Below are 15,982 nucleotides of genomic sequence, written 5' to 3'. Positions count from 1 at the left end.
CCTGCCGCCGGCCGGCGGCAGGCAACGCGATGGGTTTTGCCGCGGTGCGCGGCACGAGAGAGACGACGATGCACATGGACCGTACCGACGACCGCCGCCACCGCCTGCTCGAGCCGCTCAAGCGCGGCCTCGCCGCCTTGCTGTGCTGCACCGTCACCTGGACCTCCCTGCCGCTCTACGCGCAGGTCGCACCGGTCGCCAATCCGGACGGGCGCCAGCCCGGCCAGCAGGCCGCCGCCAACGGCGTGCCGGTGGTCGACATCGTCGCTCCCAACGCACGCGGCGTCTCGCACAACCGCTATTCGCGCTTCGACGTCGGCAGCAACGGCCTGATCCTCAACAACAGCGCGCAGATCTCCAAGACCGAACTGGGCGGCTACATCGCCGGCAACGACAACCTGAAGAACAGTGGCGCGGCCACGCTGATCCTCAACGAAGTCACCTCCACCACCAGCCGCCTGCAGGGCTATACCGAAATCGCCGGGGCCAAGGCGCAACTGGTGATCGCCAACCCCAACGGCATCGTCTGCGACGGCTGCGGCTTCCTCAACACCTCACGCGTCACCCTGGCCACCGGCACTCCGCTGCTCGGCGCCGACGGCGCCTTGAACGGCTTCTCCATCACCGGCGGCGCGCTGAGCATCGGCAGCAACGGTCTGGACGCCTACAACGTCGACCGTCTGGATCTGCTGTCGCGGCAGTTGAGCGTCGGCGGTTCGGTGTGGGCCAAGGACCTGCTGGCCAGCGCCGGTGCGCAGCGCATCGGCTACGACGGCATGCTGCTGGAGGTGCTGCCCGGCAGCGACGGCGCACCGCCGGCGATCGGCATCGACGTGGCGTACCTGGGCGGCATGTATGCCGACCGCATCCGCCTGATCGCCACCGAGGCAGGTGTGGGCGTGGTCAGCCGCGGCACCCTGTCCGCGCAGAGCGGCAGCCTGCAGATCGACAGCGCCGGCCAGCTGAGCCTGGCCGGCACCGCGGTGGCCCGCGACGACGTCGACCTGCGTGCGGCCGGCGCGCTGAGCCAGCAGGGCGTCCTTGGCTCGCAGCAGGCCGGCGTGCGCCTGCGCGCCGCGCAACTGGCGCTGAGCGGCGACACCATCGCCCACGGCCTGCTCGACGCCGCCGCCAGCGGCGCGCTGGCGCACAGCGGGCGCAGCAGCGCCGGCGCCATCACCCTGTTCGGTTCGGAGTTGGACGCAGGCGGCAGTCTCTACAGCGGCGGCACGCTGGCGCTGAGTGCCAGCGGCGAGTTGCGCAGCAGCGGCAGCGCCTACGCCGGTGGCGCGGCGCAGCTGCAGGCCGGAGCGGCCTGGCTGCAGCAAGGCGGCACCGTGCAGAGCGCCGGCAGCCTGGCGGTGCAGGCGGCGCGGATCGACGCCGCCGGCGTGCTCGACGCCGGCGCCGGCCTCAGCCTGCGCAGCGACGCCGACATGCGCCTGTCCGGCCTCGCGCAGTCCTGGCAGGAAGCCAGCGTGCAGGCCGGTGGACGCCTGGACACGCTCGGCCAGCTCAGCGCCGGCGGGCGCCTGGACCTGGGTGCGGCGGCGATCGGCAATGCGGCCGGGGCGGTGGTCTCGGCCGGTGGCGATATCGCGCTGGCGACGCCGGGCGCGCTCGACAACGCCGGCACCGTGTACGCCGGACGCGACCTGCGCATCGACGCGGCCAGCGTCGGCAACACCGGCGGCAGCTACGCCGGGCGCAACGCCACGCTCGCCAGCACTGCGGCGCTGAACAACAGCGGCAGCCTGGTGGCCGGCGCGGCGCTGAGCGTGGACGCGGCGCAACTGCGCAGCAGCGGCGAACTCGGCAGCCAGGGCGGCGACGTCGCCCTGCGCAGCCGCGGCGACCTGGCCCTGGCCGGGCAGGTTGCGGCAAAGGGCGCGCTGACCGCGCAGGCCGGCGGCGCCTTGCTGCAATCGGGCACCCTGGGCGCAGGCAGCGCGCAACTGCAGGCGGCCGGCGACGCCACGCTGGACGGCGTGGTCCGCACCGATGGCGATCTGCAGTTGAGCGCCGATGGCCAGTTGCGCAGCAGCGCCACCCTGGCGGCCGGCGGCAACGCCACGCTGCGTGCGCAGGGCGCGTTGCTGCAGAGCGGGCAGGTGCAGAGCGGCGGCGCACTGGCGCTGGACGGCGCCAGCATCGTTCAGGCCGGCGTGCTCGACGCCGGCACGACCTTGGCGCTGCGCAGCGCCGGCGACCTGTCGCTGGCCGGCACCGTGCAATCGCGTGGCGACCTCGCGCTGAGCAGTGCCGGGGCGCTGCAGAGCCAGGCCCAGGTGGTGGCCGGCGGCACCCTCAGCGCCAACGCCAGCAGCCTCAGCAATGCCGCTGGCGCCAGCCTGTCGGCGCTGGGCGATGCCAGCCTGAGCAGCGCGACCGTGCTGTCCAACGACGGCCAACTGTACGCCGGCGGTGCGCTCGGCCTGCGCGCCGGCAGCCTCGCGCAGACCGGCTCGACCAATGCCGGCACGACGCTGACGCTGACCGTCGATGGCGCCGTCGCCAATCAAGGCGACCTAGTCGGCGGTGACGCCGTGCAGCTCGATGTTGGCAGTCTCGCCAGCAGCGGCCAGCTCGGCAGCCAGCGCGGCCAGGTCGTGCTGAACAGCCGCGGCGACGTGCAACTCGATGGCGTGGTCGTGGCCGCCGGCGCCTTGAACGCGCAGGCGTTGGGCAATCTGCAGCAGCGCGGCAGCCTGCGTGCGGCCGGCGTGCAGCTCGCTGCCGCGGGCGACCTGGGCGTGGCCGGCACCGTGCAAAGCACCGACACCCTGCAACTGCAGGCGCAACGTGCGCTGCGCGTGGACGGCCAGGCCAGTGCGAGCGGCGCGGTCGGCGTCAACGCCGCCAGCGTCGCACTGGGGAACGGCGCCATCCTGCAGAGCGCGACCACCCTGCAGGTGGACACCGCGGCGCTGGACAGCCAGGGCACGCTGGACGCGGGCACCGATCTGCGCCTGCACAGCACGGGCGACATGCACCTGGCCGGCCTCGCCCAGGCCGGGCGCGACGTCGCGGTGCTGGCCGATGGCACTCTGGACAACCAGGCCAAGGTGTTCGCCGGGCGCGCGCTGCAGCTCACCGCCGCCAGCGCCAGCAACCAGGCGCAAGGCCAGTGGCTCGCGCAGACGACGTTCGACGCCAGCGTGCAGGGCAACTTCGACAACGCCGGTCTGGTACAGGCCGGCCAGGCCGCGACCTTGACCGTGGGCAGCCTGCAACAGAGCGGCCGCACTTATGCCGGCGATACGTTGACCGTGCAGGCGGCCACCGCACTGACCAACAGCGGTGACTTGATCGGCAAGCACGATCTGGCGATCACCGCCGGCAGCGTGGCCAGCAGCGGCCAGCTCGGCAGCCAGGATGGACAGCTCGGCATCGTCAGCGCAGGCGATCTGCAACTGACCGGCACCCAGATCGCCGGCACCGCGCTGCGCCTGCAGGCGGCGGGCGATCTGCTCCACGCCGGCACCAGCAAGGCGCAGTCCGTGCAGCTGGAGGCGGGGCGCGACCTGAGCATGGCCGGCACGGTGCAAAGTGCGTCGACCCTGCAGGCGCAGGCGCTGCGCGCGCTGCAGCTGGACGGGCAGGCGCTGGCCGGCGGCAGCGTGCAACTGCGCGGCGCCAGCGTCGGCACCGGCAGCGCCGCGGTGCTGCAGAGCACCGCGGATATCGCCGTGGACGGTGGCAGCATCGACAGCCAGGGCGCGCTCGACGCCGGCACCGACCTGACCCTGCACAGCCAGGACGCGCTGCACCTGTCCGGCATCGCCCAGGGTGGCAACGACGTGCGGCTGACCGCCGCCGGTGGGTTCGACAACAGCGCCCGCGTGGTGGCTGGGCGCGATCTGCAGGTGCAGGCGGGCAGCGCGGTCAACCGCGCCGCCGGCACGCTGGCCGCCGGCCGTGGGCTGGATCTGCACGTCGATGGATTGCTCGACAACGCCGGCCTGCTGCGCGGCGAGCAGGCGCTGACGCTGCAGGCCGGCAGCCTGCAGCACAGCGGCACGCTGTCCACCGGCCAGGCGCTGACGCTGCGCAGCAGCGGCGCGGTGGACAACCGCGGCAACGTGATCGCCGGTGGCGACCTGCTGGTGGACGTGGGCAGCCTCAGCAACAGCGGCCAGCTCGGCAGCCAGAACGGACAGGTCACGCTCACCAGCCAGGGCGACCTGCAACTGGGCGGCAGCGTGATCGCCGCGCAGGCACTGAACGCCACCGCGCTGGGCGACCTGCGCCTGGATGGCGTGGCCAAGGCGCGTTCCATCGCATTGAGCGGTCGCGATGTCGGCGTTGCCGGTGGGTTGCAGAGCGCGACCGGGGCGACGCTGCAGGCGCAGCGTGCGCTCAGCGTCGATGGCCAGGCCCTGACCGCCGGCGACCTGCAACTGCAGGGCGCCAGCGTCGCCACCGGCAACGCGGCGGTGCTGCAGAGCGCGGCGGGCGCCATCACCCTGCAAGGCGGCAGCCTCGACAGCCGCGGCACGCTCGACGCGGCCACCGATCTGGCGCTGCGCAGCGATGGCGCCCTGGCCGTGGCCGGCGTCGCCCAGGCCGGGCGCGACGTCGCGCTGACCGCGGGCAGCCAACTGACCAATGCCGCGCAGGTGCTGGCCGGCCGCGACCTCAACGTCGCCGCCGCCGGCATCGCCAATGCCCAGGGCGGCAGCCTCGCCGCGAAGGGCGCACTGGCCCTGACCTCCGCCGGCACCCTCGCCAACGCCGGCACCTTGCAGTCCGGCCAGGCCATGACCCTGCAGGTCGGCGATCTGCAGCACAGCGGCCAGGCCTACGCCGGCGACACGCTGAGCCTGCATGCCAGCGGCGCCATCGACAGCCAGGGCGAACTGATCGCTAAGCGCGACCTGCAACTCGATGCCGCGCGCATCGCCAGCACCGGCCAGCTCGGCAGCCAGAGCGGACAGGTCGCGCTGACCAGCCAGGGTGATCTGCAATTGGGCGGCACCGTCGCCGCCGCCAGCGCACTCAGCGCGCAGGCGCAGGGCGATCTGCTGCAGACCGGCACGCTCAGCGCACAGGCGCTGGACCTGCGCGCAGGGCGCGACCTGTCGCTTGGCGGCCAACTCGCCACCACGCAGGGAGTGCAGGCACAGGCGCAGCGCGACCTGCAAGTAAACGGCAGCGTCAGCGCCGGCCAGGACGCCGCCCTGCAAGCTGGCGGCACCCTGCGCAGCGGCAGCCAGAGCGTGCTGCACAGCACCGGCGCGCTGCAGTTGAGCGGCGCTGCCATCGACAGCCAGGGCACCGTCGACGCCGGCACCACGCTGGCGATGACCAGCACGGGCGCTCTCGCGCTCGGCGGCCTGGTGCAGGCCGCATCGACCATCGACCTGCGCGCCACCGGCGCGCTCGACAACGCCGCCCAGGTGGTCGCCGGCAGCGACCTGAGCCTGACCGCCGCCAGTGCCACCAACGGCAGCAGCGGCCTGCTCGCCGCCCTGGGCAACGGCACCTTCACCGTGAGTGGGTTGCTCAGCAACGCCGGCGCGCTGCGTGCGCGCCAGCGCCTGCAACTGGATGTCGGTTCGCTGCAGCAGACCGGGCGCAGCTACGGCGTGCAGCGCCTGGCGCTGACCGCCAATGGCGCCGTCGACAACCGCGGCGACCTGATCGCCGGCAGCGCCCTGCGCGTGCAGGCGGCCAGCGTCGCCAGCAGCGGCCAGCTCGGCAGCGAAACCGGCGACGTGGCCCTGGTCAGCCAGGGTGATCTGAACCTGGGCGGCACCCTGGCCTCGGCCGGCGCCTTCAGCGCACAGGCCGGCGGTGCGTTGACCCAGAGCGGCGCCCTCAGCGCCGCGACCACGCTGCAACTGCAATCGCACGGCGACCTGACCGTGGCCGGCACCCTCAACGCCAACCAGGTCGTGCTCGGCAGCGACGCCGGCGTGCTCCAGCGCGGCACCGTCAGCGGCGCGGACATCGCGATGCAGGGCCAGCGCATCGACAACGCCGGGCAGACCCTGTCCAGCGGCAATCTGCGCCTGAGCGGCGGCAACGTCGCCATCGGCGGCGTTGCGGCGGCGGGCGTACGCGCCGATGGCAGCCTCGGCAACAGCGGCGCGCTGACCCTGCATGCCGATGGCACGCTCAGCGCCAGCGGCCGCCTGATCGCCGCCGGCAACCTCGCCGCCGATGCCACGCAACTCGCGCTGGCCGGCAGCACCGCCCGCGTCGGCGGCGACGTCGCCCTCACCGCCAGCGGCGACGTGGACCACCGCGGCGCCGATCTGCTCGCCGGCGGCCTGCTCACCGTGCGCGCCGGTGGCGCGCTGGACAACAGCGCGCTCAACAGCGTCGGCGGCACGCTGCAGGCCGCGGGCCTGGACCTGGGCGCTGCGACGCTGCGCAACGGTAGCGGCAGCCTGGTGCAGAGCGGCAGCGGGACCACCCGCATCGCCGTCACCGGCGCGTTCGACAACGGCGGCGGCCGCCTGGTCAGCAACGGCAGCGACCTGCAACTGGGCGCGGCGTCGATCAACAACGCGCAAGGGCGCATCGAACACGCCGGTAGCGGCACGCTCACGGTCAGCAGCAGCGGCGCCCTCGGCAATGCCGGCGGTCGCATCCTGACCCAGGGCCAGCTGCAGCTCAGCACCGGCAACACGCTCGACAACCAGGGCGGTGCCATCGCCGCGGCCGGCGATGCCAGCGTCACCGCGGCCGGCCTGGGCAACATCGGCGGCAGCGTGTCCGGGCGCGGTTTGAATGTGCAACTGGGCAGCGGTGCGCTCGACAACCGCCTCGGCGTGGTGCAGGCCACCGGCGGCAGCTTGGTGCTGCGCGCCGACAGCCTCGAAAACCGCGGCGGCACGATGCAGGCGCTGAGCAGCGGTGGTGCGGGTGGCGACCTGCGCGTGGATCTGGCGCATACCTTGAACAACGACGCGGGCGTGATCGGCGCCAGCACCGATCTGACCGTGGGCGCAGAGAACGCGAGCAACAGCGGCGGGACCTTGCAGGCCGGGCGCGACCTGGCGCTGACCGCGCGCGGCCAGCTCGACAACCACCAGAGCGGCCGCATCGGCGCCGCCCGCGACCTCAGCCTCGCCGTCACCGGCGCGTTGCTCAACAGCGGCGGCCAGCTCGACAGCGGCAACGCCATGAGCCTGTCCGGCGGCCGCATCGACAACAGCCAGGGCAGCATCGTCAACAACGGCGGCGGCCTGACCCGGCTCACCACCGGCGGCGAGTTGCGCAACGTCGGCGGCAGCCTGGGCGGGCGCGGCAGCGTGGTGCTCGACGCCGCCAGCATCGTCAACGGCGGCGGGCAACTGGTGGCCGGCGGCGACCTGATCGCCAACACCAATGCGCTCGACAACCAGGGCGGCAGCGTCTACGCCGGCGCCAGCATGCTGTTGCAGCGGAGCGGCGCCACGCTCGACAACCGCAACGGCAAGATCAAGGCCGAACAGGCGGTGCGCCTGAATCTGCAGAGCCTGAGCAACAGCGGCGGCCAGATCGGCGCCGGCAGCAGCGCCGGCGGCGCAGGCGACGTGGTGATCGACACCGTCGGCTTCGACGGCGGCGGCAGCATCCTCGGCCAGAACCTGCTCGACCTGACCATCCGCAGCGATTACACCCACCGCGCCGGTGCCGACATCACCAGCAACGGCGACTTCCGCCTGGCGGTGGGCGGCAACTTCGTCAACGCATCGACGCTGCAGGCCGGGCGCAGTCTCGGCATCAACGCCAGCAACATCAGCAATCTCGCCGGCGCGAGCATGCGCTCGGGCAACGTGCAGTTGAACACCGGCGGCAGCGTCACCAACGCCGGCGACCTCTCCGCCAGCGGCAACCTGCAGGTCACTGCCGGATCTGTGTCCAACACCGGCAGCTTGGTCGGCGGCAACGTGCTGGTGGACACCGGCACCCTGGTCAACGGCGCCGACCTGGGCAGCGCCACCGACAACGCCGCCTACGGCAGTGCGCTGATCGGCGCCACCAGCGGCATGACCCTGCTGGTGCGCGACCAACTGGTCAACCGCGACGCGAAGATCTTCAGCCTCGGCAACATCGCCATCGGCGCCGCGCGCGACGGCAACGGCACCCTCACCGCGCGCACCGGCACGCTGGACAACGTCTCCGGCAGCATTGAGGCCGATGGCAGCATCCTGATCGCGGCCAATCAGATCAACAATCGGCGACGGGTGCTGAGCACGCAGACCGGCCCGCTGTCGGCACAGGAACAGGCCAGCGCCAACGCGGGCATGCCCGATGAACAGTTGACGCACACCAAGATTCGCAACGCGGATGGAGCGTCTGCGCAGCAGCCGTACACAGGAAAGTCGCCGGGTGTGTGGCGGAGCTACAACGTGATCGAGCAGGAGCGGCTGCTGGCGGCCAGCGCCGAGGGCAGAATCGCCGCTGGCGGCAACATTTTCCTGTCGGGCAGCGTTTCCAACAACGTTTCCACGATCGCGGCAGCGGGCGTATTGGGTGTCAACCAACGCAGTGTGGGCGGTCTCTCGGACGGGATGATTGTCGGCAACGAGTCCGTGCTTAACCAGGCACTCGCGTTGAACCGCAAGGTCGAGCAAAAGGACTACGAGCACATCGTCACGGCCATCACCAACGACTGCATGCACCCGGCCGGCAAGAAGGTGATTTGCTATTACGAAGAGTCGAGCGAAGACAAGGGATCATCCACCAGCACCACCAGCTACATCGCCCTCGCCGCCAACATGACCGGCGGCCAGGGTGTGTCCATCAGCGGCGCCACCATCAGCAACGGCGCGGTCGGCAGCGACGGCCGCAGCATCGGCGGCGCCTCCTTCAACGCCACCCAGGGCGGGGCCCTGAACCGGTACGGCACGATGAGCGCCGACGGCGCCGGCGGTATCGCCGTGCAGGCGCAGACCGCTGCGACGCCGACCAAGGCCAACGTCGGCAACCACATCGCCACCGCCAGCCTGGGTGCCATCCGCATCGACGACGGCCAGGCCACCCTGGCCGACGGCAGCAGCGCCACTGCGTCCCAGGTCCAGGCCAGCGGCGTGCAGGCCCAGCTCGGCGGCGCCGGCAGCGGCAGCCGCAGCCAGGTCCAGGCCGGCACCGCGCAGGCGGTGCTGACCGCCGGCAGCGTGCCAGGCCAGTACCAGCAGATCGACCCGGGCACCGGCCAGGTGCCGCAGGTGGTCGGCGGCGTCGGCGCGCCGCTGGGCACCATCGTGCTGCCGATGGGCGGGCTGTACCGCCTGGTCGGCAGCAACGGCGCCAGCGTCAACACGCTGGGTCGCGCCGCCAACGGCCTGGGCGGGGTCAAGGCCAACACCAGCGCCCCTGGCCGCCGCTACCTGATCGAGACCGATCCGCGCTTCGTCGACTACGACAACTTCATCAGCAGCGATTACTTGCTCGACAAGCTCGGCGTGGATCCGCAGTGGACGCAGACCCGCCTGGGCGATGGCTTCTACGAACAGCGCCTGGTGCTGGACCAGATCACCCAGCTCACCGGCCGCCGCTACCTGGGCAACTACGCCGACGGCGTGGCCCAGTACCGCGCGCTGCTCGACGGCGGCGTGGCCGAGGCCGGCACCCTGCACCTGAGCGTGGGCGTGGCGCTGACCGCCGATCAGGTCGCCGCGCTGACCCACGACATCGTGTGGATGGTGGAACAGGAGTACCAGGGCCAGAAGGTGCTGGTGCCGGTGGTATACCTGTCGTCGAAGACCGCGCTGACCCTGCGCAGCGACGGCGCGCTGCTGGCCAGCGATAGCGGCGACGTCTCGCTCAACGCCACGGCCGGCCTGAGCAACACCGGCACCATCAGCGGCGCCAACGTCAGCGCCACCGCCGGCAACCTGCTCAACCAGGGCCGCATCGTGTCCAGCGGCACCGTGCAGTTGCAGGCCAATCAGGACCTGCTCAACCTCGGTGGCCAGATCGCCGGCCGCGACGTGCTGCTCAGCGCCGGTCGCGACCTCACCAGCACCACCCGCGACGCCCTCGCCGGTGGCGACCTGCGTTCGGGCATCACTGCCGGCAACAACCTGCTGCTGCAGGCCGGCCGCGACCTCAGCCTGACCGGCACCACCGTGCAGGCCGGCAACAGCGCCGCGCTGCTGGCGGGCAACAACCTCACGCTGCAGCCGACCGCGTTGCGCGATGAGTCCGGCCTGACCCGCGGCGGCGACGGCACCAGCCTGACCGTCGGCAACAACCTGTCCCTGCAGGCCGGCAACGACCTGCAACTGCACGGCGTGGCGATCGCCGCCGGCGGCGACGCCGCCCTGCAGGCCGGGCACGACCTGTCGCTGACCCCGGTCACCGACGCCAACGGCAAGGCCACGGTGCGCGCCAGCATCGCCACCGGCGGCAGCCTGCAATTGGCCGCCGGCAACGACCTCACCATCCGCCAAGCGCAGGTCAGCGCTGACGGCAACCTGATCGCCGCGGCCGGGCACGATCTCAATGTCACGTCGGTGCTGGGCGACAGCCGCACCGTCACCGACCAGAGCCGTCAGGGCAAGACCAGGGTCGTCACCACCACGACCACCCAGGACATCGACCAGCAGGCGCTCACCGCCGGTGGCAACCTGGTGCTCAGCGCCGGCCACGACGTCAACCTGACTGCCGCCAAGCTCGACGCCGGCAACGGCCTGGCCGTGGTCGCCGGCAACGACCTCAACAGCACCACGCTGACCACGGTCGACAGCAGCACCACCCTGGAGACGCGCAAGCGCTTCAAACAGACCACCAGCACCCGCGACGAGACCGTCCACGGCAGCGAGTTCACCGCCGGCGGCGACATCGCCCTGCAGTCCGGCCACGACGTGAACCTGACCGCGGCCAACGTGTTCACCGACAAGGGCGCCCTGGCCGTGTCCGCCGGCAACGACGTCAAACTGCTCGCCGCGCAGGAGCAGCACGACGCCGTGCAGGACATGCAGAAGAAGAAAAAGGGCTTCCTGTCCAGCAAGACCACGACGACGCATGACGAGTGGCACGACAGCCTGGCCGTCGGCACCTCGCTGGACGCTGGCAGCGTGCAGATCAAGGCAGGCAACGACATCGCCGTGGTCGGCTCGACCGTGCTGGCCCAGCAGGACGCGCGTCTGGTGGCCGGCAACGATGTGGCTATCGTCTCGGCGCAGGACCAGAGCAGCGAGGCGCACAGCAGCGCCCAGAAGAAATCCGGCTTCAGCGCCAGCTTCTCCGGCGGCGTGGCCAGCCTCGGCTACGGCAAGTCGCGCAGCAGCAGCGACAGCAGCACCGAGAGCACCACCCAGGTGGCCTCGGCGGTCGGTGCCAAGAACGGCAATCTGCTGATCAGTGCCGGCGATCAACTGACCATCGGTGCCTCCGACGTCGCCGCTGGCAAGGACCTGACCCTGGCGGCCAAGGACATCGCGCTGCTCGCGGCACAGGACACGGTGGACAACCAGTCCAATCAGTCGAGCAAGTCCAGCGGCTTCTCCATCGGCGTGACCTACGACCCGGCCGCGGCGTATCGCAGCGCACGCGATTCGGCGACCAGCAACATGCCCGACAGCGGCTCGACCATGGGCAAGCTCAGCCGGCGCGCCGAGGGCGATACGGCCGGCACCGCGGCCGCGCTGACGCCGGTGGTGATCCAGGCCGGTTCGCACCGCTCCAACGCCAACCAGAACGACAGCACCAGCACCGCGCGGGTGAGCCAGGTCAGCGCCGGCGGCAACCTGACCCTGCTCGCCAGCGACGGCTCGATCACCAGCCAGGGCACGCAACTGTCGGCCGAGGGCAACGCGCTGTTGCTGGCGAGCCAGAACATCGACCTGGGCGTGGCGCATACCACCGAGTCCAGCGGCAACGACAGCCGCGGCAAGGGCTGGAGCTTCAACAATGCGGCGGGCCTGCCGTTCGGCAACTACAACCAGAAGGGCAACGGCAACGGCCAGACCGACACCATCACCGGCACGCAACTGTCGGTGGGCGGCAACGCCAACCTGAGCACGACCAAGGGCGACATCACCCTTACCGCCAGTAACATAGCGGCACAGGGCGATGTGACCATGCACGCCGCCGGCGACCTGACCATCCAGAGCGGGCAGGATACCGCCGGCAACGCCAACGTCTCGGACAACAAGGCGATCGGCACGGTGGTCATCTCCGACACCGAACGCTTCTCCGGCTATCACACCGAGAAGCACCGCGACGACAACGCCACGGTGACGCAGGTGGCTAGCAGCGTCGGCAGCCTGGGCGGCAACGTCAACCTGAGCGCGGGCGGCACCTACACGCAGAGCGCCAGCAACGTGGTCGCGGCCAAGGACGTGGACGTGACTGCCGCGTCGATCCAGTTGCTCACCGCCAACGACAGCCACGCCGCGTCCTCGCAGGACGACACGCTGAAGATCGGTGCGTTCGCGCGGGTGAAATCGCCGCTGATCGACCTGATCAATAACGTCGATGCGGCGCGCAATTCCGACGGCAGGTTGTCGGCGATGCAGGGCATGGCGGCAGCGGCCAACGGCTATCAGACCGCCAGCGCCATCAGCAGCATGGCCGGCGGTGCCGGCAGCGGCGCGCTGGTCAGCGTGGAAGCCGGCGTGGGCTATGCCACCAGCACGGAGAAGTACAAGGCCGGCAGCCAGACCGCGCAGGGCTCGACCATCAGCGGCGGCGGCAACGTCAGCCTGACCAGCACCAGCGGCGACCTGCACGTGGTGCAGGGCAACCTGAAGGCGGGCGACAATCTGAGCCTGGACGCGGCACGCGACCTGGTACTGGAAGCAGGCAAGTCCTCGGGCTCGGAACAGAGCAAGGGCAGCAATGCCGGCCTGGAAGTGGGCGTGGGCGCCTCGGTCGGCGCGCAGACCGGCGTCTATGCCTATGCGCAGGCCAGCGTCGGCAGTCATTCCTCCAACGCCGACAGCGCGACATGGAAGAACACGGAGTTGGCCGCGCAGAACATCGCTCTCACCTCGAAGGGCGACACCACGCTGCGCGGCGCGGTAGCCAAGGCCGACCGCATCGATGTGCAGACCGGCGGCGACCTGACCATCGAGTCGCTGCAGGACACCTCGAACATCCAGTCCAAGGAGAGCGGCTATGGCGGCCGCATCCAGGTGTCCTTCGGTACCGCGTGGGACGCCAGCGGCTACGCCAGCACGGCCAAGGCCAACGGCAACTCCTCCGGCGTGACCGAACAATCGGGCCTGTTCGCCGGCAAGGGCGGCTACCACGTCGACGCGGGCAACGTGAACCTGATCGGCGGCGCGATCGCCAGCACCAATGCGGACAACAGCGACCTGACTGCCAACTCGCTGACCTTCAGCGACCTGCAGAACCGGATGGGCTACTCGGCCAGCTCCGGCAGTCTCGCCGGCGGGTTCGGCTACAGCGGCACGCCGGCCACCGATGCCAATGGCAACCCGGTGGCAGTGAGCGCGGGCGACCAAGCCAAGAACATCGGCAGCAACATCGCCAATGGGAACTATGGCGCAGCCAACAGCGGTGGGCTGGGCGGCAGCTTGCCGATGTACGAAAGCGGCAACGACAGCACGACCACGCGCGCCACGCTGACCGAAGGCAACATCACGATCGGCGGCAAGCGCACCACGGCGGCTGAGACGGGCATCAACACCGATGCCAGCAAGGCGAACGAGGCGTTGGCGACGCTGCCGGACGTGCGCAAGGTGTTGGCCGAGCAGCAGGCGATGGGTGCGGCGGCCGGGACGGTGCTGGAGACCAGTCGGCAGGTGGCAGGTGACATCGCAGCCAACGCGGCACAAAAGACTGCCGAGGCGCGCGATGCCTACCTGAAAGGCCTCAATAGCGATGAGCAAGAGGCATTCGCAAAGCTGGACCCGACGGCGCAGCAGAACGTGCTGCTTAGTCAGAGCACGGCTTACAGCGACGCTTACGCCAAAGAAAAGCAATGGGGCACGGGTGGCGAATACAACCGTGCCTTGCAAGCAGTGACGACCGCACTGGTTGGTGGCGTGTCAGGCCAGGGCGGCACGCAAGTGGCGAGCAATGCGCTGGCGCCTTACGCGGCGCAACTGATCGGGCAGACCTTCGACACCAACCATGGCAGCGATCCGAACAAGTCGCTGCAGTTGTTGTCGCACGCGCTGCTGGGTGCGGTGTTGGCCGAGGCGAATGGAAGTTCCGCCGTAGGCGGTGCACTGACTGGAGCGGGTGGCGAAGCTGCGGCGCAATACCTAACGAAGACGCTCTATGGCGCCGACATCAAGCCGAGCGATCTATCCGAGCAGGACAAGCAGACGATCCTAGCGTTGTCGCAAGCGGTCGGTGCGCTTGTCGGCGGGATGACGGGCGGCAGCGTGAGCGACGCGGCGGTGGGAAGCACAGTTGCGCGGAATGCAGTGGAAAACAACTGGTTGAAAGAGAACGAGAACGAACTGAAAAAGGTTGCGCAGGCGGAATGCGCCGCCGCGAACAAGCGGTCTTGTGAGATCGTCGATGCCATCAACGAGCTAGATAAAGCACGCGATGCCGACTACGCGATCAACGTGGATTTGGCCAACGCATTGATGGATGAGGAAGGAGGAAAACACACGCTGCAGCGGTTCGACCAACTGATGGCGGACTACTGGGCGGCAAACGGTGTAGATCCAGAGGATGCCATTTTCGCTAGCACGGTGTCCCGTACATTCCCCACGAACGGGCAGAAGCTCTACAACGCACTCGATAAAATCCCGGGTGGCCTGCCTGGCATGGGCATATTTGGGATGATGCTTCCAGGGATTCTGGATCAAACCGGAACCACCGTCGCCGCATGGCAAGATCTTTATAAGCCTGGTCAGGCAACTAACTACTTCACTGGTGCATCGGTATCGGGCACATCTGCATTCGATGAGCGATTCCTCGGTGCTGCCACTGTCGCTGAGATCTTTCTGACATCGGGTGGCAGCACCGTTGCGCGGACGGGACTTAGAGAGGTTGCCGATGCAGCTGGCAGCACCAGTGAAAGATCGGTTCTTCATTCATCTGCTATTGCTGATAGTGAAGCTAGCGCGCCTCCGCTCATTCGCTCCGATGGAATGGCTGATGCTGCTTCCGGTGCAAGGCTGAGAGAATATCTGCTCGCATCTATGTCTAAGCCGGAAGTTTCTAATCCGAGGCTATCTTCTATCATAGACACACTTTACCGTGATGGAGCGAAGGTCGGTTCTGGCAGTACTGCTGATGCTGTCAGACATGAATTGAAAACTGGCCAATCAGTTGGTGGGAAGTTTCATTCTCAAAAAGCGGCGGATAGCATAATAGCGCTTCAAAGATGGCTTGACGAAAATCCTGGCGCATCATTTTCAGATAGATCTGCTGCTCAACATGTGATGGAGGATATGAAAAATGCTCTCAGAGGAAAGTAAAGCAAAAATAAAGGATTTTTATCTAGTCTTCTCTATGAACTTTCCCGCCCATAAAATTGAGGAAAGTTGTTCTTATTTTTTGCCTGAGCTGGAGGGGGATGTTCCTTGGACCTTAATATTTTCTTCACTAGGAAATGTTGTAGGCGAAGAAATTAAAAGCGGTTCATTTCGGAAAAGGAAAGAAATCTTCGCGCTAATAGAATCAGCAATGAAGTGTGGTGATGAGGGTCTCTCAACTGTAGTTGCTACTGGACTTCTTGAAGAACTGTACAAGCTTGCCGAAAAAGATGAGGCATTAATGAATGAATTGTTAGTTCAGCTTGATGGTGAATCGGTAAGTTATCTAAAGGGCTGGCTTGAGTGGTCTGGTGGAAAATGGGGGCGGACATGTTCGTGAATATTTTCCTCTAATTAATTAAGGTGGGGAGCAGAAATTTATATTAGAAGCACTGACAAAAAGTCACTTGGACAAGTATGTGCCTCCAAATGGTGCTGACGTATGTTTGAGTTTGGAACCTCTGGCGAAAAACATTAAAGTTATTGTGCGCCGGGAACAAATAAGTCAATAAATAAATATCCCGTCAAGCAGGGTTAGAGATGCTCTGTCCAAGATGTGAACAAGGCGATATTTG

Annotated in this window: 2 protein-coding genes; both read left to right on the top strand. The window is 68.4% G+C overall.

Annotation, left to right across the window (positions count from 1 at the left end; translation table 11 throughout):
* The first annotated feature begins 74 nt into the window (after nt 1–74).
* Nucleotides 75–15,350 (top strand): hemagglutinin repeat-containing protein, encoded by a 15,276-nt coding sequence (locus tag J7357_RS06855; protein WP_209245528.1) that lies wholly within the window; start codon nt 75–77, stop codon nt 15,348–15,350.
* Entirely contained in the window at nt 15,331–15,747 is a 417-nt protein-coding gene (locus J7357_RS06850) for a hypothetical protein (protein ID WP_153751371.1), read from the top strand. Before J7357_RS06855 ends, J7357_RS06850 begins: the two co-directional genes overlap by 20 nt.
* Nucleotides 15,748–15,982 lie beyond the last annotated feature (235 nt).

The sequence above is a fragment of the Xanthomonas sp. D-109 genome (assembly GCF_017746095.1).
GTDB classification, from domain to species: Bacteria; Pseudomonadota; Gammaproteobacteria; order Xanthomonadales; family Xanthomonadaceae; genus Xanthomonas_A; species Xanthomonas_A sacchari.
Note: the sequence above shows the minus strand (reverse complement) of the source record. Positions and strands in the feature narration are given on the sequence as shown.